Origin of the sequence: Pseudomonas sp. 22085 (assembly GCF_052045815.1) — a bacterium.
Taxonomy (GTDB): Bacteria; Pseudomonadota; Gammaproteobacteria; order Pseudomonadales; family Pseudomonadaceae; genus Aquipseudomonas; species Aquipseudomonas glycinae.
The window spans coordinates 19,406-43,774 of record NZ_JBQEQA010000008.1 but is presented as its reverse complement, the minus strand read 5'-3'; the positions used below and the strand labels follow the sequence as shown (position 1 = coordinate 43,774).

19 protein-coding genes and 1 pseudogene are annotated in these 24,369 nt (G+C 61.2%); 11 read left to right on the top strand and 9 right to left on the bottom strand.

The window, feature by feature from the left end; all coding sequences use genetic code 11:
* Positions 1-699: 699 nt before the first annotated feature.
* From ACTJK7_RS11685 to ACTJK7_RS11675, 3 genes are all read left to right on the top strand, one after another.
* Complete coding sequence (locus ACTJK7_RS11685) at positions 700-2,493, top strand: DUF1302 domain-containing protein (RefSeq protein ID WP_440780366.1); 1,794 nt, start codon at positions 700-702, stop codon at positions 2,491-2,493.
* Positions 2,494-2,516: 23 nt separating this feature from the next.
* Positions 2,517-3,884 carry a DUF1329 domain-containing protein gene (locus tag ACTJK7_RS11680; RefSeq protein ID WP_440780364.1) on the top strand — a complete coding sequence of 456 codons (1,368 nt, stop codon included), beginning with the start codon at positions 2,517-2,519 and terminating at the stop codon, positions 3,882-3,884.
* 139 nt (positions 3,885-4,023) lie between these two features.
* Positions 4,024-6,570 carry a LuxR C-terminal-related transcriptional regulator gene (locus ACTJK7_RS11675; RefSeq protein WP_323150621.1) on the top strand — a complete coding sequence of 849 codons (2,547 nt, stop codon included), beginning with the start codon at positions 4,024-4,026 and terminating at the stop codon, positions 6,568-6,570.
* A gap of 4 nt (positions 6,571-6,574) precedes the next feature.
* Here ACTJK7_RS11675 and ACTJK7_RS11670 read toward each other — a convergent pair whose 3' ends face one another.
* Positions 6,575-7,357, bottom strand: a complete 783-nt coding sequence (locus ACTJK7_RS11670; protein ID WP_440780363.1) for an IclR family transcriptional regulator — start codon at positions 7,355-7,357, stop codon at positions 6,575-6,577.
* A gap of 163 nt (positions 7,358-7,520) precedes the next feature.
* Between ACTJK7_RS11670 and hmgA the strand changes: the two genes are divergently transcribed.
* The 4 genes from hmgA (at position 7,521) to ACTJK7_RS11650 (ending at position 12,254) form a co-directional block, all read left to right on the top strand.
* A complete protein-coding gene (gene hmgA, locus ACTJK7_RS11665; protein WP_085608108.1) occupies positions 7,521-8,816 on the top strand; it encodes a homogentisate 1,2-dioxygenase in 1,296 nt (431 codons plus the stop codon).
* A 3-nt stretch (positions 8,817-8,819) separates the two neighbouring features.
* A complete protein-coding gene (fahA, locus tag ACTJK7_RS11660; RefSeq protein ID WP_064382493.1) occupies positions 8,820-10,124 on the top strand; it encodes a fumarylacetoacetase in 1,305 nt (434 codons plus the stop codon).
* Between the two features lie 12 nt (positions 10,125-10,136).
* Positions 10,137-10,775: a maleylacetoacetate isomerase gene (gene maiA / locus ACTJK7_RS11655; RefSeq protein WP_108559640.1), complete on the top strand. Its 639-nt coding sequence runs from the start codon at positions 10,137-10,139 to the stop codon at positions 10,773-10,775.
* An 81-nt stretch (positions 10,776-10,856) separates the two neighbouring features.
* Positions 10,857-12,254, top strand: coding sequence for an MFS transporter (locus ACTJK7_RS11650; RefSeq protein ID WP_108559642.1), 1,398 nt, complete (start codon positions 10,857-10,859; stop codon positions 12,252-12,254).
* Here the strand turns inward: ACTJK7_RS11650 and ACTJK7_RS11645 are convergent.
* Positions 12,178-12,981 carry a SirB1 family protein gene (locus ACTJK7_RS11645; RefSeq protein WP_108559644.1) on the bottom strand — a complete coding sequence of 268 codons (804 nt, stop codon included), beginning with the start codon at positions 12,979-12,981 and terminating at the stop codon, positions 12,178-12,180. The two genes, ACTJK7_RS11650 and ACTJK7_RS11645, sit on opposite strands and share 77 nt — an antisense overlap.
* Before the next feature lie 184 nt (positions 12,982-13,165).
* Between ACTJK7_RS11645 and ACTJK7_RS11640 the strand changes: the two genes are divergently transcribed.
* Complete coding sequence (locus ACTJK7_RS11640) at positions 13,166-14,185, top strand: Glu/Leu/Phe/Val dehydrogenase family protein (RefSeq protein WP_108559646.1); 1,020 nt, start codon at positions 13,166-13,168, stop codon at positions 14,183-14,185.
* Positions 14,186-14,340: 155 nt separating this feature from the next.
* Here ACTJK7_RS11640 and ACTJK7_RS11635 read toward each other — a convergent pair.
* Positions 14,341-14,598: pseudogene (locus tag ACTJK7_RS11635) on the bottom strand (YebG family protein); the annotation flags it as partial.
* 293 nt (positions 14,599-14,891) lie between these two features.
* Here ACTJK7_RS11635 and ACTJK7_RS11630 point away from each other — a divergent pair.
* Positions 14,892-15,392, top strand: coding sequence for a phosphate-starvation-inducible protein PsiE (locus tag ACTJK7_RS11630; protein WP_007957255.1), 501 nt, complete (start codon positions 14,892-14,894; stop codon positions 15,390-15,392).
* On the opposite strand, the gene ACTJK7_RS11625 is transcribed toward ACTJK7_RS11630, so the two are convergent.
* The 3 genes from ACTJK7_RS11625 to ACTJK7_RS11615 form a co-directional block, all read right to left on the bottom strand.
* Positions 15,389-15,706: a DUF3509 domain-containing protein gene (locus ACTJK7_RS11625; RefSeq protein ID WP_108559648.1), complete on the bottom strand. Its 318-nt coding sequence runs from the start codon at positions 15,704-15,706 to the stop codon at positions 15,389-15,391. The two genes, ACTJK7_RS11630 and ACTJK7_RS11625, sit on opposite strands and share 4 nt — an antisense overlap.
* A gap of 199 nt (positions 15,707-15,905) precedes the next feature.
* Positions 15,906-17,207 (bottom strand): HAAAP family serine/threonine permease, encoded by a 1,302-nt coding sequence (locus ACTJK7_RS11620; RefSeq protein ID WP_108559650.1) that lies wholly within the window; start codon positions 17,205-17,207, stop codon positions 15,906-15,908.
* A 63-nt stretch (positions 17,208-17,270) separates the two neighbouring features.
* A complete protein-coding gene (locus ACTJK7_RS11615; RefSeq protein ID WP_074691739.1) occupies positions 17,271-18,647 on the bottom strand; it encodes an L-serine ammonia-lyase in 1,377 nt (458 codons plus the stop codon).
* Positions 18,648-18,782: 135 nt separating this feature from the next.
* On the opposite strand from ACTJK7_RS11615, the gene ACTJK7_RS11610 reads away from it, so the two are divergent.
* Together ACTJK7_RS11610 and ACTJK7_RS11605 are read left to right on the top strand one after the other, a co-directional pair.
* Positions 18,783-19,730, top strand: a complete 948-nt coding sequence (locus ACTJK7_RS11610) for a LysR substrate-binding domain-containing protein (protein ID WP_011332523.1) — start codon at positions 18,783-18,785, stop codon at positions 19,728-19,730.
* A gap of 200 nt (positions 19,731-19,930) precedes the next feature.
* The gene (locus tag ACTJK7_RS11605; protein ID WP_011332524.1) at positions 19,931-20,338 is read left to right on the top strand and encodes an HPF/RaiA family ribosome-associated protein; all 408 of its coding nucleotides are present in this window, start codon (positions 19,931-19,933) and stop codon (positions 20,336-20,338) included.
* A 71-nt stretch (positions 20,339-20,409) separates the two neighbouring features.
* On the opposite strand, the gene fecA is transcribed toward ACTJK7_RS11605, so the two are convergent.
* From fecA to ACTJK7_RS11590, 3 genes are all read right to left on the bottom strand, one after another.
* The gene (fecA, locus tag ACTJK7_RS11600; protein ID WP_108559652.1) at positions 20,410-22,743 is read right to left on the bottom strand and encodes a TonB-dependent Fe(3+) dicitrate receptor FecA; all 2,334 of its coding nucleotides are present in this window, start codon (positions 22,741-22,743) and stop codon (positions 20,410-20,412) included.
* A 99-nt stretch (positions 22,744-22,842) separates the two neighbouring features.
* Positions 22,843-23,772 (bottom strand): DUF4880 domain-containing protein, encoded by a 930-nt coding sequence (locus ACTJK7_RS11595; protein ID WP_108559654.1) that lies wholly within the window; start codon positions 23,770-23,772, stop codon positions 22,843-22,845.
* A complete protein-coding gene (locus tag ACTJK7_RS11590) occupies positions 23,769-24,257 on the bottom strand; it encodes a sigma-70 family RNA polymerase sigma factor (RefSeq protein ID WP_085654726.1) in 489 nt (162 codons plus the stop codon). Before ACTJK7_RS11590 ends, ACTJK7_RS11595 begins: the two co-directional genes overlap by 4 nt.
* Positions 24,258-24,369 lie beyond the last annotated feature (112 nt).

Here is a 24,369-nt window from a genome sequence, read left to right as displayed (position 1 = left end):
AATGTGCTTGTTCTGAATTTAAACGGGGGGCATGGAATCTACGTTTCGCCATTTAAAGTTACATTGGAAATGGCGGACGCGAGTCTGAGATGGGCGTAAGTCATTACATAGGGATGTGAGTGAAGTTTCTCTTCGGTGAGAGAACTCTTATTTAAGCTATTCAGCCTGAGAGAAACGTCCTATGCGAACTTGGGAAACGTCTGATTTCAGGAAGTTTAAAAATGCAGGGCACGGGCATTCAGCAACTTTCGATCGCCCATAAAAAAGGCCGCTGCAAACGCAGCGGCCAAGGTAAGACGTTGGATCAAGGAGCTACAAATCAACGTCAGTGAACACCGGGCGATGGACCGAAAAACGCTTCGCTCCATCAGAAATCATTGCCGACGACTCGGTCGCGGGATTCGTGCTTTCCGGCGGTCTGCCGTGAAAGCCCGCTCAGAATAAGGGCTGGCGCCTCGGGGAAAAATAGCGATTCCGGACATGCACTGTTACGGAGCATGTAACAGTTCGGTGCACCGCTTCGTCATTATCCGTTGCGTTGATAGTGGTGCATCCAGCCTGTTCATGGCGCTCGCGAAGCCTTGTCGCAGGCGGGTGTTCATCCTTTCGAGCGACAGCATGAATACCTCCTTGGTGCGCTTATCCTCAACGTGGCGCGGCAGTAGGGTGGGGCCTTCTGTCACTCACCGGGGAAGACGCATGACAAAAACAACAATGCGCGCCATCTTCACTCCGCAGGCGCTTGCCGCTGCGGTGGCTTTGGGTTGCTGTGCCCAGGCGCACGCGGTCGCTTTCAATATCGGGGAAATCGAAGGCACGTTCGACTCGTCGCTGTCGGTCGGTGCGAGTTGGGGCATGCGCGATGCCGACAAGTCGCTGGTCGGTACGGTCAACGGCGGGACGGGCCAGTCTTCCACCGGTGATGACGGGCGTTTGAACTTCAAGAAGGGCGAGACCTTTTCCAAGATCTTCAAAGGCATTCACGACCTCGAACTGAAGTACGGCGACACCGGTGTGTTCGTGCGCGGCAAGTACTGGTACGACTTCGAACTCAAGGACGAAGACCGCGAGTTCAAACCGATCAGCGACAAGGGCCGCAAGGAGGGCGCGAAGTCTTCGGGCGCGCAGATTCTCGATGCGTTCGTCTATCACAACTATTCCATCGCCGATCTGCCGGGCACGGTTCGCGCCGGTAAACAGGTGGTGAGCTGGGGCGAAAGCACCTTCATCGGCAACTCGATCAACAGCATCAACCCGATCGACGTTTCGGCGTTCCGTCGGCCGGGTGCGGAGATCAAGGAGGGGCTGATTCCGGTGAACATGTTGTTCGCCTCTCAGGGGCTCACCGACCAACTGACGGTCGAGGGCTTCTATCAACTGGAATGGGATCAGACAGTCCTCGACAACTGCGGGACGTTTTTCGGCGTCGATGTGGCAGCGGACGGTTGCAACAACGGCTACACCGTCGGCAGCCCGGCGATCGCTCCGTTGGCGCCGCTGGCGGCAGCCTTCGGTCAGCCGATCCAGGTCACCCGCGAAGGTGTGATCGTGCCCCGTGGCGGCGACCGCGATGCGCGGGATTCCGGGCAATGGGGTACGGCACTGCGCTGGCTCGGCGATGACACCGAGTACGGCCTCTACTTCATGAACTACCACAGCCGCACGCCGACGGTGGGCACCAGCACGGCCGGTTTGTCGACCCTCGCGGCGCTGCCGGGCATGGTCGGGATCGCCAACCGGCTGGCCCCCGGCAGCGGTTCGGGACTGGCACAAAGCGTGATGCTCGGGCGCGGTCAGTACTACCTCGAATACCCGGAAGACATCCGCCTGTATGGCGCGAGTTTCTCTACCACGCTGCCGACCGGCACGGCATGGACCGGCGAGATCAGCTATCGGCCCAATGCGCCGGTGCAGGTCAACACCAACGACCTGACTCTGGCGCTGCTCAATCCGATTGCCGGCGGTGCTGCATCGCCGCTGGTCACCGCGCCCGGTGCCGACAACAAGGGTTATCGGCGCAAGGAAGTGACGCAAATCCAGAGCACGCTGACGCACTTTATCGATCAGGTCTGGGGGGCGCAGCGCCTGACCCTGGTCGGCGAAGCGGCGGTGGTGCGGGTTGGCGGCCTGGAGTCGCGCAGCAAGCTGCGTTACGGCCGTGACTCGGTCTACGGCCAGTACGGTTTCGGCGGTGACACCGACGGTTTTGTCACCTCCACCTCCTGGGGCTATCGCGCCCGGGCGATCCTCGATTACGCCAACGTGATCGGCGGGATCAACCTCAAGCCCAACCTGTCCTGGTCCCACGATGTCGCCGGTTATGGCCCCAACGGTCTGTTCAACGAAGGCGCCAAGGCTGTCAGCGTCGGGGTCGATGCCGACTATCGCAACACCTATACCGCGAGCCTGAGTTACACCGATTTTTTCGGTGGTGACTACAACACCCTCGAAGACCGTGACTTCGTGGCCCTGAGCTTCGGTGTGAACTTCTGATCTGCCCGAGAAGGATGAGTGCAATGCGCAAGATGATTCTGCAATGCGGTGTCCTGGCCCTGAGCCTGTTGGCCGCCAACGTGATCGCGGCGGTGTCGCCGGACGAAGCCAACAAGCTCGGCACCAGCCTGACGCCGCTGGGGGCCGAGAAGGCCGGCAATGCCGACGGGTCGATTCCGGCCTGGACCGGCGGTATCCCGAAAAACGCCGGGGCGGTCGACAGCAAGGGCTTCCTGGCTGACCCGTTCGCCAGCGAAAAACCGCTGTTCACCATCACCGCCGCCAACGTCGACAAGTACAAGGACAAGCTGTCCGACGGGCAGGTGGCGATGTTCAAGCGCTACCCCGAAACCTACAAGATCCCGGTCTACCCGACCCATCGCACCGTGGCCGTGCCACCGGAAATCTACGAGTCGGCCAAGCGCAGTGCGCTCAACGTCACCACGATCAACGACGGCAACGGTCTGGCCAATTTCACCGGCAATCGCTACTACGCCTTCCCGATTCCGAAGAATGGCGTTGAGGTTCTGTGGAATCACATCACCCGCTATCACGGCGGCAATCTGCGACGGATCATCACTCAGGTGACCCCGCAGACCAACGGCAGCTACACGCCGATCCGCTTCGAAGAAGAGATCGCGGTGCCGCAACTGATGAAGGATCTCGATCCGGAAAAGGCCGCCAACGTCCTGACCTTTTTCAAACAGTCGGTGACCGCCCCGGCGCGTCTGGCCGGTAACGTGCTGCTGGTGCACGAGACCCTCGATCAGGTGAAAGAGCCGCGACTGGCGTGGATCTACAACGCCGGCCAGCGCCGGGTGCGCCGTGCGCCGCAAGTCGCCTATGACGGGCCGGGCACCGCTGCCGACGGCCTGCGCACCTCAGACAACTTCGATATGTTCTCCGGCGCACCGGATCGCTACGACTGGAAACTGATCGGCAAGAAGGAAATGTACATTCCGTACAACAGCTACAAGCTCGACTCGCCGAGCCTCAAGTACGACGACATCGTCAAGGCCGGGCACATCAACCAGGACCTGACGCGCTATGAACTGCACCGGGTCTGGGAAGTGATCGGCACAGTCAAACCGAACGAGCGGCACATCTACGCCAAACGGCACATGTACATCGACGAGGACAGCTGGCAGGTGGCGCTGGCCGATCACTACGACGGTCGTGGACAGCTGTGGCGAGTGGCCGAGGGCCACGCTCAGTACTACTACGATCACCAGACCCAGGCCTACACCCTCGAAGCGCTCTACGACATCATCGCCGGCCGGTACATTGCCCTGGGGATGAAGAACGAAGAGAAACACAGCTTCGAATTCGGCTTTGAAGCCAAAGCCGCCGATTACACTCCGTCAGCTTTGCGCTCGGAGGGCGTTCGGTAAGGATTTCGCTACACAGACTCGGGAAAAGGCGACCGCACGGTCGCCTTTTTTATGGCTGCCAATCAGCGTACTGAATACTCGTAAACAAGCGCCGGTGACAGGGCTAGGGTGAGCGTACAACGATAAGAAGGCGTACCCGATGACCGCCATGACTCACGCTCCGGATCGTCCGGGATTCCTGCCCAGACTTTCAGCTCATCATCTTCCGCGTCCACGTCTGACGGCATCATTGCTTGAGTCTTCGGCACGGGTCAGGCTGATCTGCGCACCGGCCGGCAGCGGCAAGAGCACGCTCTTGAGCGAATGCCTGTTGCAGGCGCCCGCCGAATGTACGGTGTGCTGGCTGCCGCTGGCAGGTCTGTCAATGAGTGTCGCGGCATTTTGCGAGCGGCTGGCGCAGTCCCTGGGAGGGGCGACGGCGGATGAGTCGTCGCTGCTGAACGAGCTGGCGCGCCGATCCTCACCGGTGTGGGTTTTTCTCGACGATTACTGCCGTGTTGAAGCGCCTGCACTGGATGCGCTGCTCGACCGGATGCTGACGCTCGCCAGTCCCGCCGTCACCTGGTGGATCGGCACCCGTCGACGCCCGCAATGCAACTGGCCGCGCCTGCTGCTCGATGACGCCTTGTACGAGTGCGAAAGCGCGGCGCTGGCGTTGAGTCGCGGCGAGATCGCGCAACTGTTGCGGCACCTGCCGCCAGCCCAGGTCGACGACGTGGCCGGGCGGATCCTCCAGCGCAGCGGCGGGTGGTGCGCCGGGGTGCGGATACTGTTGATGCAAAAATGCGACTGGTTGCAAAAGACCGTGCCGCAGCAACGCATGGACACCTTGCTGGACTACCTGCAACACGAACTGTTCAGTGGTTTGAGCCCGGAGCTGGCCGAGGCCTGGCGGGTGTTGGCGCATTTGCCGCGGTTCAACGCCAGTCTGTGCGATCACCTGTTCGGTGCCGGCGAAGGGGCGCAATGGATGCGCACTCTGCAAACGCTTGGGTGTTTTATCGAACCCTGGCAAGGGTCGCCGGACTGGTTGCAGGTGTGCGCTCCGCTGTCGCGTTTGATGCGTGATGAACCCTGGTCGGCTGGACGTTCCTGGCATCGCCGGGCCTGTCAGTGGTTTGCCGCCGGACAGCATTGGAAATGCGCCTTCGAACAGGCGTTGCTGGCTGAAGAGTACGAAGTCGCGGTCAGTCTGCTGCAACACTTCAGCTTCGAGCATCTGTTCGAGGAGCAGACGGTCGTGCTGTTGTTGCGTCTCTACGAGCAGCACGGCGAGGAGCTGCTGCTGGGGTCGGCGCAACTGGTCGGCCTGGTCACGGCAGCGCTGTTGTTTGCCGGACGCTTTGCTCAAGCGGCGGATTGCATCGGGCAACTGGCGCGTTTTCTGCCGCCCCGGTCGGCGGAACAGCAACGGCAACTGATCGCCCGCTGGCAGGCCCAGCAAGGCTGGCTGCTGCATTTGCAAGGGCACATGGACGAGGCGCGCGAGCATTTCGAGCAAGCCTTGAACGAGCTGGCGCCGCAGGCCTGGACGGCGCGCCTGCTGTGTTTGTCGGGCCGCACTCAGCAGGCGTTGCTATGCGGTGATCTGGACATGGCTCATTCGATCAATCGTGAAGCGCTGTGCCTGGCCCGGGCTGAGGGTTCATTGCTGTTCGAAGCGTTGCTGGAACTTGATCACGCCCAACTGCTGGAGCAACGGGGCGTGTCGGCTCGCGCCGAAGAGTTGCTGGCCAATCTTTGCGAAATGCTCGCGTCCTCCGTCGAGCGACCGACGCCGTTGCTGGGGCGTATCGCCCTGCGTCGCGGGAGGCTGGCATTGAGTATGGGGCAACAAGGCCGGGCGGCTGAATTCTTCCAGCAAGGGCTCGACGACTGCCTGCGCAGCTTTGACAAGCGAGTGCTTTATGGCTTTCTCGGTCAGGCGCAACTGGCTGCCGATCAGGGTGATTATTCTCAGGCGTTCATGCGCCTGCGGGATGCCGAACGGTTGATGCAACAGCGGCAGATCCCGGACACGGTTTATCGCGGTGTTCTGTTGCAGGTCAGCAGTGAATTCTGGTTGCAGCAAGGACGACCCGAACTGGCTCGCGAGGCGCTGAGCCGTGTGCTCAGGCACTATCGCGGCCCATGCTCACGGCAGGCGCCGCCGGCGACATTGGAGCTGATTCCGCGCATCGAGTGTTTGCTGATTCTGGCCGAGATGCGATTGGGTCAGACACAGCAGCCGATGACGCATCTGCAGCGTTTGCTCGAGCACGCTCATGCCAACCGGATGGTCGTGCTTGAAGCCGAGTTGCTGTTGGTCATGAGCGAGGTGGCCTGGAAGCTCGATGATCTGGATTCTGCCCGGGGCTACTTCGACAACGGGCGAACGTTGGCCGGTCATTTCAACTTGCAGCGTTTGTCGATGAAGTTTGATCAGAAGGCGCTGAACCTGTGGCCCGGTTCAACGCTTGCCGCTTCACTTGCTGATGACGGGGATAACGAAGGTTCACTGAGTTTGCGAGAGTCGCAGGTGCTTGGATTGATTGCGTCTGGAAGCTCCAATCAGCAAATTGCGGACACGTTGTTCATCTCGTTGCACACAGTCAAAACGCATGTCCGGCGTATTCACGCAAAACTGGGTGTCGAGCGCAGGACTCACGCCGTAGCGCGGGCGAGAATGCTCGGTTTATGCCGATGAACATTCACGCTGGCTGAAACCCCATCCGCCAACTCACGGCCCGCGTCGCCGCCAGCAACCGCTGCGCCGCCGGGCCGCTTTCGTCGGCGTGGAACAGCGAGGTCGGGCCGACGATGGTCAGTACCGCAGCAACCTGTCCGAGGGCGTTGAACACCGGTGCCGACAAGGCGTCCACACCGGGCATCAGCAAGCCGTGGACATGATGCAGACCGCGTGCGCGGATCTGTTCGCACAATGCCTCATAAGCTTTTTCGTCCGCCAGCGGATGGCCGCCGACGGCGATTTCCTGTTCACGCAACTCCTCGGTTTCCCGCTGCGGCAGGTACGCGCCGAAGACCAGGCCGGTGGAGGAACTGAGCAGCGGCAACACCGAGCCCAATTGCGTCACTACCGTCACCGCGCGCACCGCCGGCTCGATGTGCACCACGGTCGCGCCCTGATTGCCCCATACCGCCAGGAAACAGGTTTCGTTGAGTTCGTCGCGCAACTCGGCCAGCGGCAGGGCGGCGACTTTCAGCACGTCCATACTGTTGAGTGCGGCCAGGCCCACGCGCAGCGCTTCGCGGCCGAGGCCGTAATGGTTGGTGGCGGCGTTCTGTTCGGCGAAACCGCTGGCGATCAACGCCTGCAGATAACGGTGAACCTTGCTCGCCGGCATCTGCACATGTTCGGCCAGACGCGACAGCGAAGTGGACGGCGACAACTCGGCCAGGGCCTTGAGGATGTCGGTGCCGACTTCGGCGGAGCGGACTTTCTGTTTGCCGTTGCTGTCGCTGGTTTTTTCCATGGTGCTGCCGTGTCCCGGAACGAATGGGCGTCTTTATAGCTTGACGCTGGATAGCGAGCAAATTACGTTATGCGTAATTGAATTACGATAAAAACAACCCCGGCGTGCCAAGACCTCTGATCCAGAGCCTCCGGCCATGCCGACGCCCTGTTCAGGAGGCTCCATGAACCTCGATTCAGCCCTGGCTTACCAGTCCGGTTTCGGCAACGAATTCAGCTCTGAAGCGTTGCCCGGCGCACTGCCCGTCGGCCAGAACTCCCCGCAGAAAGCCCCATACGGTCTTTACACCGAACTGTTCTCCGGCACCGCGTTCACCATGACCCGCAGTGAAGCGCGGCGCACGTGGATGTACCGGATCCAGCCGTCGGCCAATCACCCGGCATTCGTCAAACTCGAGCGGCAACTGGCGGGCGGTCCGTTGGGTGAAGTCACCCCCAATCGCCTGCGCTGGAACCCGCTGGAGATCCCGGCCGAACCTACCGATTTCATCGACGGTCTGGTGAGCATGGCGGCCAACTCCGCCGCCGAAAAACCGGCCGGCATCAGCATCTATCACTATGGCGCCAACCGTTCGATGGAGCGCGTGTTCTTCAACGCCGACGGCGAGTTGTTGCTGGTGCCGCAACTGGGGCGTTTGCGTATTGCCACCGAACTGGGTGTGCTGGAAGTGGCGCCGCTGGAAATCGCCGTGCTGCCACGGGGCCTGAAATTCCGCGTCGAACTGCTCGACCCGCAGGCACGCGGCTACGTCGCCGAGAACCATGGCGCGCCGCTGCGCCTGCCGGACCTGGGGCCGATCGGCAGCAACGGCCTGGCCAATCCACGGGACTTCCTGACCCCGGTCGCCGCCTACGAAAACCTGCAACAACCGACCACCCTGGTGCAGAAATTCCTCGGCCAGTTGTGGGGTACCGAACTCAATCACTCGCCGCTGAACGTGGTCGCCTGGCACGGCAACAACGTGCCGTACAAATATGACCTGCGCCGCTTCAACACCATCGGCACCGTCAGTTTCGACCACCCGGACCCATCGATCTTCACCGTGCTGACCTCGCCGACCAGCGTCCACGGTCTGGCCAACCTCGATTTCGTGATCTTCCCGCCGCGCTGGATGGTGGCCGAGAACACCTTCCGTCCGCCGTGGTTCCACCGCAACCTGATGAATGAATTCATGGGCCTGATCCAGGGCGAATACGACGCCAAGGCCGAAGGTTTCGTGCCCGGCGGCGCGTCCCTGCACAGCTGCATGAGCGCCCACGGCCCGGACGGCGAGACCTGCACCAAAGCCATCAACGCGGACCTCAAACCGGCGAAGATCGACAACACCATGGCGTTCATGTTCGAGACCAGCCAGGTACTGCGCCCAAGCCGCTTCGCCCTCGACTGCCCGCAATTGCAATCCACTTACGACGCTTGCTGGGCCACGCTGCCCGCCACGTTTGACCCGACCCGGAGATAACCCATGACGCAGAATTCCATCACCCGCAGTTGGGTCGCTTCGGCCAACGGCCACGCGGATTTCCCGTTGCAGAACCTGCCGCTGGGCGTGTTCAGCACCAATGGCTCGGCACCGCGCGCCGGCGTGGCGATTGGCGAACACATCTTCGATCTGCAAGTGGCGTTGGAGGCCGGTCTGTTCGACGGCGCCGCGCGCAGTGCAGTCGAAGCCATGCACGGCGGTCAGTTGAACGCCTTCTTCGAACTCGGCCGCGATGCCCGTGTTGCCCTGCGCGAACGTCTGCTGGAACTGTTCAGCGAAGGCAGCACTCACCGCGGCAACATTGAAGCCCAGGGCGCAAAACTGCTGCCACTGGCAGCCGATTGCCAGTTGCATTTGCCGGCGCGCATCAGTGACTACACCGACTTCTACGTCGGCATAGAACACGCGCAGAACGTCGGCAAACTGTTTCGTCCGGACAACCCGTTGCTGCCGAACTACAAACACGTGCCGATCGGCTACCACGGTCGCGCGTCCACTGTGCGCGCTTCCGGTGCCGACGTGCGCCGCCCGAAAGGCCAGACCCTGCCGGCCGGCGCAACCGAGCCGACCTTCGGCCCGTGCGCGCGTCTGGACTATGAGCTGGAACTGGGGATCTGGATCGGTCAGGGCAACGAGATGGGCGAGCCGATCGCCATTGGTGATGCCGCTGAACACATCGCCGGTTTCTGCCTGCTCAACGACTGGTCGGCCCGTGACATCCAGGCCTGGGAATACCAGCCGCTCGGCCCGTTCCTGTCCAAGAGCTTTATCACCAGCGTCTCGCCATGGGTGGTGACTGCCGAAGCGCTGGCGCCGTTCCGCATCGCGCAACCGGCGCGTCCGCAAGGTGACCCGCAGCCGCTGCCGTACCTGCTCGACAAGCGCGATCAGGAGGGTGGTGGTTTTGACATCGAGCTGGAAGTGCTGCTGCTCACCGAAAAAATGCGCGAGCAGAACCTGCCGGCCCATCGCCTGACCCTGAGCAACACCCGCTACATGTACTGGACCGTTGCGCAAATGGTTGCGCACCACAGCGTCAACGGTTGCCAGTTGCAGGCTGGTGACTTGTTCGGTTCGGGCACCTTGTCCGGGCCGGAAAGCGGTCAGTTCGGCAGCCTGCTGGAAATCACCGAGGGCGGCAAAAAGCCGATCGAACTGGCGTCCGGCGAAGTGCGCAAATTCCTTGAGGACGGCGACGAAATCATCCTGCGCGCCCGCTGCGCCCGCGAAGGTTTTGCCTCGATCGGTTTCGGCGAATGCCGTGGCACCGTGCTGGCGGCGCGCTGACAGGAGCGGCTCATGGATCTCTACACCTATTACCGTTCTACCTCGTCGTACCGGGTGCGGATTGCGCTGGCACTCAAGGGCCTCGACTATCAGGCGTTGCCGGTCAACCTGATCGCACCGCCCGGTGGCGAGCATCGGCAACCGGCGTACCTGGCGATCAATCCCCAGGGCCGGGTGCCGGCGCTGCGCACTGACGAAGGCAAGTTGCTGATTCAGTCGCCGGCGATCATCGAGTATCTGGAAGAGCGTTATCCACAGGTGCCGTTGCTCCCCGAAGACCTCGTTGCCCGCGCCCGGGTGCGCGGTGTGGCGGCGTTGATCGGCTGCGACGTGCATCCGCTGCACAACGTCAGTGTGCTCAATCGCCTGCGCGGTCTGGGGCATGACGAGGCGCAGGTGAACGAGTGGATCGGTCACTGGATCAGTCAGGGGCTGGCGACGGTGGAGCAGTTGATCGGCGACAGCGGCTTCTGTTTTGGCGAGTGGCCGTGTGTGGCGGACGTGTACCTGATTCCACAGTTGTACGCGGCCGAGCGTTTCAATGTTTCGCTGGAGGCGTATCCACGGATTCGTCGGGTGGCTGCGCTGGCCGCTAAACATCCGGCGTTCATTGCGGCGCATCCGGCGAACCAGCCGGACACGCCGAAGTAGCATTTGATGGCTCCCGTGCAGCGCACGGGAGCCATTTCGGTTACCCGCAAAAAATCATAAAAACAAAACAGGTACCTTGCGATGCATAACCAGATTGCCAGCTTTCGGGCGGCACTCGACGCCCGTCCTGTGTCCCGCTTTCAGTGGTTGCTCCTGATTCTTCTCGCCTTGCTGCTGGTCACCGACGGCTATGACGCCCAAGTGCTCGGTTACGTAGTGCCGGCACTGGCGCAGGACTGGGGCCTGGAAAAATCCGCATTCGGTCCGGTATTCAGCGCCAACCTTCTGGGCCTGACCCTCGGTTCGCTCGCTGTGACGCCGCTGGCCGATCGCTTCGGCGTTCGACGAATTCTGCTCGCCTGCGTGCTGATCTACGCCAGCCTCACCGTGCTGATGGTGTTCGCCGATTCCCTGAATACCCTGATGATCGCGCGTTTCATCTGCGGCATCGGCATGGGCGGCGCGATGCCCAGCGCCATGGCGTTGATGTCGGAATATTCACCGCCACGCCTGCGCACGTTGATGGTCACGCTGGCGGCTTGCGGCTTCTCCTTCGGTGGTGCGGCGGGTGGTTTTGTTGCGGCCGGTTTCATCGACCGTTTCGGCTGGCAAGCGGTGTTCCTCGCCGGCGGTGTCACGCCGTTGCTGTTGTTCCCGTTTCTCTGGTGGATGCTTCCGGAATCCTTGCCACGTCTGCTGCGTGACGCGCCGCCGTATACGCGCCTGCGCAAGGTCACGGCGCGGATGCTGCCGGACTGGCAACCACCCGCCGCATCGGTCGAGCAGAACGAACGCGAGCAGGGCAGCAAACTGACCGTGGTGGAGTTGTTCCGCAATGGTTACGCACGTCCGACCTTGCTGATCTGGGCGACGTTTTTCGTCAGCCTGATCCTGCTGTATTTCATGATCAGTTGGCTGCCGTCGTTGCTGCTCGAAAGCGGGCTGAAACTCAATGAAGCGAACCTGGTGACGTCGATGTTCCTGTTCGCCGGCACGCTCGGCGCGATCTGCATGGCGTGGTTCGCCGACCGCTTGAAAAGCAAGGTGCGACTGCTGTCCGGCGTGTTGGCCGGCGCGGCGGTGTGCACGATCCTGCTGGGCCTGAACCACGACAATCCGCGTTATCTGGTGGCCTGTGTGTTTGCGGCGGGGTTTTGCATCATTGGCGGGCAACTGACGCTCAACGCGTTCGCCAGCAATTTCTATCCGGCCCACGTGCGCGCCACCGGCACTGGCTGGGCTTTGGGAGTAGGGCGGTTCGGCTCGATTCTCGGGCCGTTGTTCGGCAGCCTGTTGTTGGCGATGCACATTCCGGTGGAGCAGATTTTCTTCTTCTGCGCGATTCCGGCGGTGATTGCGGCGTTGCTGATCATTCAGGTGCGTTCGCCAGTGACTGCGCCGTTCAGTGGACAACCGCGTTCGGTGGCAGATGGCCCAGCCGTTCCGTCAGGCGAAGTCGCTGAATCGGGTCGTCGCTGAGCAATAGCGCATGCTCCAGATCGAAACGCTCGGCGTTCGGGCAATCGAGACGCTGGTACAGACTGGCCCGCGCCAGGTAGTCGGCGGCGCTGGCGTTGCCCAGCTCGAGCACGCGCTCGGCATCGATCAGCGCGGCGATGAAGTCGTCGTGGGTCAGGTGCAACTGGCGCAGGTTGCGTGACAGACGCTGAAGCATCTGCACCGGTTCGGCAGTCAGCAGGTGATCGGCGCTGAGTTTCATCTGGTGGCCGTACTGGCGATGCAGCAGTTCGCGGCAATCGTTCGGATACAGACGCCGTCCGCCGCACGGATCGAGCAGGTGATCGGCCCCGGGAACCTTGAGCAGGAAATGCCCGGGGAAGTTGACGCCCACCAATGGAATCTCCAGACCACGGGCCAGTTCCAGAGCGATCAGGGCCAGCGCCAGCGGCTGGCCGCGTTTGGTCTGTATGACTTTGTGCACCATCGCCGCCTGCGGACGCAGCGGTACGAAATCATCCTGGGCAAACCCCAGATCGGCCATGCGTCGCAGCAGCGGTTGCGCCAGCTCGCTGACCGGCAGCAACGGCAAGCCATAGCTGACCCGCTGTTGCAGTTCCTTGAATTCCTGCAGCAGCGCTTCGGGATCGGCTTGTTTGTCGTGTTCGGCGGCCATCCACAACGCTGCTTCGAACAGCGCGGGCGGTGAACGGTGCAGACAATCGAAGAAACGTTGGCGCGGACTCATCTCAATCTCCGGGGTATGCCTCGTTTTAACCCCGTCTTTACCATTCGTCCAGTGCCGGGCCGCGCTGCCATCGGGTTATGCCACAACGCGTGGGTCGCTGTCGGGGCTTATTCCCGTGCGCTTCAGCAATTTTCGGGCGCAAGCCTATACTGGCGTCTACCAGAAGTGATTCGGGAGCCTGCCGATGTTCGCTCTCATGCAAAGCACTCGCCTGGAATCGCTGCACCTTAGCGTTGATCCGGTGTCCGGATTGAAGGCGGTCATTGCCATCCATAACAGTCGCCTCGGGCCAGCCCTGGGCGGGTGTCGTTATCTTGCCTATCCGAACGACGAATCTGCGGTCGAGGATGCCATACGCCTGGCCCAGGGCATGAGCTACAAGGCCGCATTGGCTGGTCTCGCTCAGGGCGGTGGGGTGGCCGTGATCGTGCGGCCGGTTCACGTGGAAAACCGCGCCGCACTGTTCGAAGCCTTCGGCCGTTGCATCGATCAGCTCGACGGGCGCTACATTACCGCCATCGACAGCGGCACTTCGGTGGCGGACATGGATTGCATCGCCCAGCAGACCCAGCATGTCACCAGTACCACCTCGGCCGGCGACCCTGCGCCGCATGCGGCGATGGGCGTGTTCACCGGGATTCGCGCCACTGCGATGGCACGGCTCGGTAGCGACAACCTCGAAGGCTTGCGCGTGGCGATTCAGGGGTTGGGCAATGTTGGTTATGCCTTGGCCGAACAGTTGCACGCCGCCGGCGCCGAACTGCTGGTCAGCGACATCGACCACGGCAAGGTGCAACTGGCGATGGAACAGCTCAACGCCCATCCGATCGCCAACGACGCGTTGCTCAGCACGCCGTGCGACATTCTCGCGCCGTGTGGTTTGGGCGGTGTGCTCAACAGCCACACGGTCACCCAGTTGCGCTGCTCGGCGGTGGCGGGCTCGGCCAACAATCAGCTGACGCATCTGGACGTCGCCGATCAACTGGAACGGCGCGGCATCCTGTATGCGCCGGATTACGTGATCAATGCCGGCGGGCTGATCTACGTTTCCCTCAAGCATCGAGGTGAAGAACTGACGACCATTACCGCGCACCTGTCGAAAATCAGTTCGCGGTTGACCGAAGTGTTTGCTCACGCCCAGGCGGAAAAACGATCACCCGCGCGGGTGGCGGATGAGCTGGCGGAGAAGGTGTTGTACCGCTGAAGTTTGTCCGGGCATGAAAAAGCCCCTGAGTCTTTCAACTTAGGGGCTATTCAATTCAGAGGCTTCAATTACTTCGCAGCCTTTGCCGCTTTGGCAGGTTTGGCTGGCGCTTCTACCGGTTCAGCCACGTCTGCCGGCTCGGTTGCCACAACCGGTGCAGCCGGTGCGTTGATCAGCTCCGACAACGCGTCAGGCTGGCTCTTGAACGCCCGGGCGAACACATCGCGGTTCTTCGCCATGAAGATCCCGACTTCTTCCACTTGCTGCTCGCTCAACGATGGAACGGCTTTTTCCAGCACTTCGGCCAACAGTTCGGCCAGTTCGAGCATTTTGTCATGACGGTCAGCTTCGGCTTTATCCATGAACAAGCGCTCCAGATCTCGGCTGCTGCGGTATACCACTTCGACGGCCATTCACCACCTCACATGCCTTCACATTAAGTTGTCTTTGCGACTACTGTATCTATATACAGCGAAAAGGATAAGCGAATCCCTGCGCTTTGGGTAGTGGCTTTTCAATGTAGACCGGATTCGGATTTTGTCAGCCCGATGTCTGCGCACAGGTGCGACCAAACGCCACGGCGCGGGTTTCGCGGCGGCTCGCCATGATGGCGTGGCCTCTTTTCTGCATGCATCTGCGTACGTGCGCAATAACCGTCACGTCCAGCAAGCAACATCCGCTCGAACCGGGCTAAGGAACCTTCATCGTGAAAATCAACTGGGCCGAGAAACTGCGGCAAAACGTGCATCAACTGGCCGAGTCCCTGGGCAACCTGTTCGTCGAGACCTTCCATTACCTGGCGCTGTTCGCCATTGGTGCGGTGACCGCCTGGGCGGCGGTGATGGAGTTTCTCGGGATGCTCGAGGAAGGGCATATCAAGATCGATGACATTCTGTTGCTGTTCATCTATCTGGAACTGGGGGCGATGGTCGGGATTTATTTCAAGACCAACCACATGCCGGTGCGCTTCCTGATCTACGTGGCGATTACGGCACTGACGCGCCTGCTGATCTCCAACGTCTCGCACCACAATCCGCCGGACATGGGCATCATCTACCTGTGCGGCGGGATTCTGCTGCTGGCGTTCTCGATCCTGGTGGTGCGTTACGCTTCGTCGCAATTCCCTTCGGTGAAGATCGAGAACCCGCACCGCAAGATCGGTACGGGCTCCAGTGAACATCCGGAAGTGGAGAAAGGCGAACTTTAAAGGCCGGCGGCTGGTCGGGGCTGATGTTTGGCCTGACGCAGTGGTGGAGTGATTCCGTCGCCGCGGGTCATGGCGTCGAGAATTGCCATGGCGCTGTGGCCCTGTTCGATGGCAATGCCGAATTGAATGCTCTGAACCAGGCGCTTGAGGCGCTTGGGGTCGTTGCGCTGTTCGGCGCTGATCATCCGTTTGGCGACGATCCGCCCGCTTTTGGAGAGGGTCAGCATGATGCTGCCGTCGAGCCCCTGAATGCTCAGGTTGATCTGATAGTCCGGCGCGAAGGCATCGGTAATGATCTGAAAAGGATTGTCCATGATGCGTCACCGCCTGATTGAACGTGCAGTTGTTGACCGGCCTTGATCGGGTTGGTTCGCCAAACCTGACCATCGGCCTTTTCCGTGGTCCTGTCTCCTTCAGTGATGTAGCAAGGGACATGCCGGGAATATTGTCGAACAATGAAACCGGCCAAAAAAAGGCGAGCCCATGGCTCGCCTTCTTCATTTGCGGCCCGTTTCAGGGCAGAACCGAGTAGATGATCGCTGACAGTGCAATCAGGCCGATCAGCACCACGAACACGTTCGACACCTGGCCCGAATACTGGCGCAAGGCCGGCACGCGGCGGATCGCGTACATCGGCATCAGAAACAGGAGGCAGGCAATCACCGGCCCGCCGAGGGTTTCGATCATGCCGAGGATGCTCGGGTTGAAGGTCGCCACGGCCCAGCAACTGAGGATCATGAATAGCGCGGTCACACGGTTCAGCCAGCTCGCCGACATCACCCGGCCACGGCTGCGCAGGCTTTTGACGATCATGCCCTGGAAGCCTTCGCTGGCGCCGATGTAGTGGCCGAGGAAGGATTTGGTGATCGCCACCAGCGCAATCAGCGGCGCGGCGTAGGCGATGACCGGGGTCTGGAAGTGGTTGGCCAGGTACGACAGGATCGAAATGTTCTGCGCCTTGGCCGCTGCCAGATCCGTCGGCGACAGCGCCAGCACGCAACTGAAGCAGAAGAACATCACCGTCACCACCATCATGCCGTGGGCCATGGCGAGGATGCCGCTGCTCTTGCGCTCGGCCTGGTTGCCGTAGCGCTGTTTCTGCTCGACAGCGAACGCCGAAATGATCGGCGAATGGTTGAACGAGAACACCATCACCGGGATCGCCAGCCACAGGGTCTTGAGGAACACCGACATTTCCATCGGCTCTTGAGCACTGGCGAAGAACGCGCCGTTCCAGTTCGGAATCAGGCTGATGCCGAGCAACAGCAACGCGGCGACAAACGGATAGACCAGCACACTCATGGCTTTGACGATCACGCTCTGACCGCAGCGGACGATGGCCATCAGACCGAGGATCAACGCCAGCGACAGTATCGCTCGCGGTGGCGGGGCGATGTGCAATTGATGTTCGAGGAAGCTGCTGAGGGTGTTGGTCAGCGCCACGCTGTACACCAGCAGGATCGGGAAGATCGCGAAGAAATACAGCAGCGTGATCAGCTTGCCGGCACCGATGCCGAAGTGTTCTTCCACCACTTCGGTGATGTCACCGGAGCGGCCCGACAGCACGAAGCGGGTCAGGCCCCGGTGCGCGAAGAAGGTCATCGGGAACGCCAGCAACGCCAGGATCAGCAACGGCCAGAAGCCGCCAACACCGGCGTTGATCGGCAGGAACAAGGTGCCGGCACCGATGGCCGTGCCGTACAGGCCGAGCATCCAGGTGGTGTCGAATTTGCTCCAGCCCTTGTGGGTGGTTTCGTTATTGCGTGTGCGGTCTACAGCGGGATTTTCGGCAGCAGGTGTGCGTACATCGGTCATCGTTTTTGCCTCGTTATTATTCTTGCTCGGGCTCACGTGTTACGGGCGGTCAGGGAGTGCTCCTCAGCACTCCACCCAGCTCACGGCCAGGCCGCCCCGTGAAGTCTCTTTGTATTTGTCATGCATGTCGGCGCCGGTATCGCGCATGGTGCGGATCACCCGGTCGAGGGAAATGAAGTGTTTGCCGTCGCCGCGCAGGGCCATTTGCGTGGCGTTGATCGCTTTCACCGCAGCGATGGCATTGCGCTCGATGCACGGCACCTGCACGAGCCCGCCGACCGGGTCGCAGGTCAGGCCGAGGTTGTGTTCCAGGCCGATTTCGGCGGCGTTTTCCAGTTGCTCAGGCGTGGCGCCGAGTACATCGGCCAGACCCGCAGCGGCCATCGCACAGGCCGAACCGACCTCGCCCTGGCAGCCGACTTCGGCGCCGGAGATCGAGGCGTTTTTCTTGCACAGGATGCCGACCGCTGCCGCGCCCAGAAAGAACGCGACCACGTCGTCGTCGGACGCGTCCGGATTGAATTTCATGTAGTAGTGCAGAACGGCGGGAATGATCCCGGCAGCGCCGTTGGTCGGCGCGGTCACCATGCGCCCGCCGGCAGCGTTTTCTTCGTTGACGGCGAGGGCGAACAGGTTGACCCACTCCATCGCCGACAGGGTCGAACTGATGACGTTCGGCTTGCCGATTTCCAGCAGGCTGCGGTGCAATTTCGCCGCGCGACGCGGAACGTTCAGACCGCCAGGCAGGATGCCTTCGTGACGCAGGCCTTGCTCGACGCATTCGCGCATCACCGACCAGATGTGCAGCAGGCCCTGACGGATCTCGGCGTCGCTACGCCAGGCCCTTTCGTTGGCCATCATCAGTTCGGAAACCCGCAGGTTGTGCTGCTTGCACAGCGCCAGCAGTTCGACGGCGCTGGAGAATTCGTAAGGCAACTCGACGTCGCCGGCCGGCGCCACACCCGATTCGGCTTCGGCCGCTTCGATGATGAAACCGCCGCCGACCGAGTAGTACGTTTGCTCGAACAGTTGGCCGGATGCGCCAAAGGCTGTCAGCGACATGGCGTTGGGGTGGTAGGGCAGGCTCTCGTCCAGCAGCAGGAGATCGTGCTGCCAGTTGAAGGCGATTGAGCGTTTACCGGCCAGAGACAGTTGGCCGGTCTCGCGCAGTTGCTGGATGCGCGGCTCGATGGTCGACGGATCAATGCTGTCCGGCCATTCGCCCATCAAACCCATGACCGTCGCGCGGTCAGTGGCATGGCCGACGCCGGTGGCCGAAAGCGAGCCGTACAGACGGATTTCCACTCGCTGCACATCGTTCAGCAAATGTTGGTCGATCAGGGCTTGAGCGAAGGTCGCGGCGGCGCGCATCGGGCCGACGGTGTGGGAACTGGACGGGCCGATGCCGACTTTGAATAGATCGAAAACACTGATAGCCATGCTAAACCCTTACAAGCAATGGAGTAGGAATCGCTGCCATTTTTTGTAGGACAAGCGCAATGTCGGCGATACTGCCTACCTCGCTTCAACGTGACTAACGAAACTTCCTAAGTAAGCCTTTAGCAGGACTAAACCATGAGCCGTCAATTGCATGCCCAGACTTACGTCTGGCTGCAGGTGTTTTCCTGTGCCGCACGGCACCTGTCGTTCACCCGCTGTGCCGAGGAACTGCACATCACGCCGGGGGCGGTGAGTCAGCAAATCCGACAGCTGGAAGAGCGGCTGGGTTTTCGCCTGTTTCACCGCCGTGCACGAGGTGTGGAGCTCAGCGCGGAAGGGCAGCGACTGGCGATCACGGTCAACGAGGCTTACGGCAGCATCGATGCGGAATTGCGTCGCCTGGATGCGGGGATGATCAGTGGGATTCTGCGGGTGCGCTCGATTCCGTCGTTCCTCAGCAAGTGGCTGACCCCGCGCTTGCCACGCCTGCAACAACGTTACCCGGATATTCAGTTGCGGTTGGTGGCCGAGGACAGCAGCGTGCCGTTGCATGAGGGGGATTTCGACCTGGCCATCGACCTGAACGACGGCAGTTATCCGGGACTGTTATCCACAGCCTTGCTCGATGAGCAGATTTTCCCAGTGTGCGCGCCGGGCCTGCTGCGCGGACGGCCGCCGCTGCACGGGCCGGCGGATCTGGTGCATTTTCCGCTGTTGCACGACATCACCGCCTGGCGCGGCAGTTATGAATATGCGGAATGGGAGTTTTATCTGAATGCCATCGGTTTCGAGGGCGCCGATGTGCGGCGCGGGCACACGTTCAATCGCAACCACCTGACCATCGAAGCGGCGATTGCCGGCATGGGCGTGGCGATTGCAAGGCGCACGTTGCTCAACGACGAGCTGGAGCGAGGGACGTTGATCGTGCCGTTCGGGATTTCAGTGCCCAATCACAAGCGCTATGTCTTGCTTTATGCGCCAGGGGCATTGAGCCATCCGGGTGTGCGGGCGGTGCATGACTGGCTGGTGGAAGAGGCGGGGATTTTCCGCAGTCTGCACCCGTTGGGTGATGGCCAATTGTGAGCAGATTTTTCGGGGTGCCGGGGCGACCCAACTCCCGACCTTACCAGCGCTTTACTCGGTTGTCCGGCTTTTTTTGCGAATGAATATTTATCTTTTTTCAGGGGTTGAAATGTTCGTCCGGCGGGCCGATTGTTGTAATCAAGAGGTCACGAAATCCTGTTCCAGGCCTCTTGCGAGCTAGCTGAAATAAGGGATGAACTATGCAAATCCAAGTCAACAGCGATAACCATATTCAAAGCAGCAAACGACTGGAGGAGTGGGTACGAACCACCATTGAGAGCACGCTCGACCGTTATGAGGAAGACCTGACCCGTGTCGAAGTCCATCTGAGCGACGAGAACGGTGACAAGCCAGGTCCTCATGATTTGCGCTGTCAGCTGGAAGCGCGGCCAAAAGGCCATCAACCGATTTCCGTCACCCACAAAGCCGATTCGCTGGAACAGGCGATCGATGGTGCAGCTGAAAAGCTGGAGCACGCGCTGGAGCACCTGTTTGGCAAACTGCGCGGCAAACCGCGAGCCGCTGTGGTGCCTTTCACCAGCAAGGCCAACGACAAGCTGCTGGCGGAAGAGTTTGACGAGAACGAACAGGCAGCGATCAACAGTTGATGCGCTGATTTTCCAAGCCACCCAATGAGAAAGGGCCTGCAATTGCAGGCCTTTTCTGTTTTCAGCGGGAATCAGAAAGCAACGGAAGTCTGCACGTACACCGTGCGCGGCTCGCCGACATACTTGCCCTTGTTGTTGTCATCGAACGAACGGGTGAAGTACTGGGTGTTGAAGATGTTCTTCACCCCCACCGCCACATTCAGGTCCGACAGCTGTGGGCCGAAGTCATAACCGGCGCGGCTGCTGAACAGCATGTAGCCGGGGATCCTGCCGTTGCTGCCGTCGGCGCTTTCTTTGGAGGTGTTGGCGTTGTCGGCGAACTGGTCGCTCTGGAAGCTGCTGTCCAGGTTCAGCTTCCACGGGCCTTCGGTGTAACCGACGCCGATCGTTCCTTTGTGTTTCGACGAAAACGGCACACGATTGCCCTTGTTCGGCCCGTCTTCGCGAATGGTCGCGTCGACATAGGCGTAAGTCGCGTAGACGTCGAAGCCGGTCAGCGCCGGGCTCAAGTCGTCGAGGGCGTAGTTGACGCTGGTTTCGATGCCCTGATGCCGGGTTTCGCCACGGGCGATCACCGAATCATTGGTCTGGTTGCTTTCGTACTGGTTGTCGAAGTTGATCAGGAACGCACCGATTTCCGCTCGCAGAGCGCCGTTATCGTAACGGGTGCCGACTTCCCAGGTGCGAGCCTTCTCCGGTTTCACTTCGCCACTGCTGACGCGGTTGGGCATTTGGCTGTATTGCACGCTGCCGAACGAACCTTCGGTGTTGGCGTACAGGTTCCAGCTGTCGGTCAGGTGATACAGCACGTTCAGTGCTGGCAGCGCAGTGTTGTAGTCGCCCTTGTATTTGACGTTGGTCAGATTGTTGGTCTGCTGCGATTCGATCATCTCGTAGCGCACGCCCGGCGTGATCGTCCACTTGCCGATGTCGATCCGGTCATCGACGAAGAACGCATTGGCTTCGGTGCCGCCACGGGTGTCTCGATCGTTGCGGCTGTTGGTGGTCGGGTACTCATTGCTGCTGATCGGCGTGCGATAGCGCAGTTCGTGACCGGCCTCGTTGATATAGCGATAGCCGACGCCGACTTCATGGCTGGTCGAGCCGAGGTCGAAGCCTTGAGCGAAACGGGTTTCCAGACCGCGAACCCAATACTCGCGCGGCGACAGGGAGAGGAAGGTGCCCTGGTCCAGATAACCGCTGCGCAGGGTCTTGGTGAAGAAAGTATTGGCGGTGAATTCGCGGCGGTCTTCCTGATAGCGGTAGCCGACATTGAACATCGTGCGACGGCCCCAGAACTGGTCTTTCGGCCGGGTCGACTGATACGGATCGGCATCGTAATCGGCGACATTCAGGCCGCCGGGCATGTCGGCCTTGCCTTCGTAATACTGGGCCATGGCGTTGAAGCTGTTGGCTTCGTCGAGCTGGTATTTGCCCTTGAGGATCAGGTCATCAATTTCCGTGTCGCTGTGTTCGCGCCAGTCGCCGCCGCGCGTGCCGGAGTACAGCAGCGCGCCGCCCAGGCCGTTGGCATTGGTGCCGCCGGCCAGCAGGTTGGCGCTGGTCTTGAAGCCGTCATGGCTGGACGATGGACTGGTTTCAGTCTGGAAGCCGCCCTTGACGGTCGGCTCGTCCGGAATCGCCCGGGTCACAAAGTTGACCACGCCGCCGACGTTCTGCGGGCCGTAACGCACGGCGCCGCCGCCGCGCACCACGTCCACCGCGTCCATGTTGCCCATGCTGATCGGCGCGAACGACAACTGCGGCTGGCCGTAAGGTGCGAACGGCACTGGAATGCCGTCCATCAACACCGTCGAACGCGCGGCCAGGCGCGGGTTGAGGCCGCGAATGCCGAAGTTCAGCGCCATGTCGTGGCTGCCGGTGCCGTTGTTTTCCGGCGCGTTGACGCCGGGAATGCGGTTGAGCACATCGCGGGCCTGAGTCGCGCCCTGGCGTTCGAATTCTTCGCGGCGGATCACGTCACGGGCACCGGGATGTTCGAAGACGTTGACCTGCGCCGCTTCACCCAACCAGTCGCCGACCACTTTCGAGGTGTCCAGCTCCAGTGCGCTGTCATTCGACGGCTGCAGGCTGAAGGCATTGCCACCTTCGGCACGGGCTTGCAGGCCAGTGCCCTCGAGCAGCGCGTTCAGACCTTGTTCCGCTGTGTAGCTGCCTTCCAGTCCACGGCTTTGCACACCGCTGGTGACCTGCGAGCCAAAGGAAATCAGCACCCCAGCCTCACGGCCGAACTGGTTGAGGGCATTTTCCAGCGACGACGGAGCGATGTGATAAGCCTTGGTTTCGGCAGCCTGTGCAAGGGGCAGGGCACTGAAGCTCAGGCTGGCGCCGAGGACAAGATTGCGCAGGGTTCGGGCCAGCGGCGTGAGACGGGTGGGTTGCATGGAGGACGGTCCTGAGAAGGTTGAATCAAGGGGGCTTTCCTTCTCTGTCACGCCAGATCTGAAAAACGGCTCATTTATTTTTACAGGGGGGCGGAGCGATCAGGCTCTGGCTTCGACCGTCACCCAATAGCGAGTAAAACGCTTCACCTTCACCGGCAGGCTGATTTCCAGCAGGTCGAGAATCCGCTCGCTGTCGTCCAGTGGATAAGTCCCGGAGATCAGCAAGTCCGCCACTTTCGCATCGCAATGGAGCTGCCCGCGACGGTAGCGACCGAGTTCGTCGAGGAAGTCGCCCAGGCGCATGTGCGCGGCCACCAGCATGCCGTCGGCCCAGGCGCCGCTGTTGGCGTCCAGCGGTTTTGTCGCGCTGACGCCGGTGGTACTGAAACTCAGTTGTCGGGCGACCGGCAGCAGCATCGGCGCGCGACCTTGCACATTCAACTCGACCCGACCTTCAAACAGTGCGATCTGCGTGCGGTCGGCAAACTGCCGCACGTTTATTCGCGCACCCTGGGTTTTCAACAGGCCTTGGGCGGTTTGCACTTCGAAGGATTGCGTGGCGGTCAGCAGCATTTCGCCTTCGAGCAGGCGGATCAGGCCATCGCCCCGGACATCCGCCGCGCTGGCGGTGTTGAGCTGCAATTGGCCGCCGGCGCCGAGCGAGATCTTGCGTCGCTGACCTATCGGGCTGCGGTAATCGGCCAGCAGCGATGGCAGAGGATTGTGCTCGCGCATTCCCCAGGTGACTGCCGAGCCAGCGCCGAGAATCAGAAACACCTTCAGCGCCTGACGACGGCTGCCGGACTTCGGCGCATTCAGTGCGGCGTGGGCCAGTGGCGACGACAATCCGCGCAACCGAGAATTGACCCGCTGAATGTGCTCCCACGCCCGGCGGTGTTCGCTGTGGGCGTCGATCCATTGCTGCCAGGCTTGTTGCTGGCGCGGGTTCAACGGGCCCTGCTGCATTTCCAGCAGCCAGTGCACCGCTTGTTCGGCGACCTGCGCGGAAAAATCCATCGGCGGGTTCACAGGGCGAAGTAGCAGCGCATTGCCGCTTTATTCAGATGACGTTTGACCGTGGCCACGGAAATGCCCAGTTCAGCGGCGATCTGCGGATAGGTCAGGCCATCGACCTGCGCCAGCAGAAATGCCCGTTTGACGACGCGCGGCAGGCCATCAAGCAACTGATCCAGCTCCATCAGGGTTTGCAGGATGATCGCTTTCTCTTCTTCCGAAGGCGCAACCATTTCCGGCATCTGCGCGAGGGTGTCGAGGTAGGCGCGCTCCAGGTCCTGGCGGCGGTAATGGTTGAACAGCACGCGCTTGGCCAGGGTGGTGAGGAAAGCGCGCGGTTCGATAATCACCGGCGGCTCGCGGGCGGTCAGCAGCCGGATGAAGGTGTCCTGGGCCAGGTCAGCGGCGCTGTCCGGGCAGCCGAGTTTGCGCCGCAGCCAGCCGGTGAGCCAACTGTGGTGGGCCTGATAGAGCGATTCGACAGGATGGGCGGACGACAACGGCATCACTCCGGGCGCATGCGGGATGCGTTAGAGAACAAGAATGGTTCGCATTGTAGGGTTGTCGGTGATGTCCGGCAATCAGACTCTTTTGCGTATGAGAATATTTATC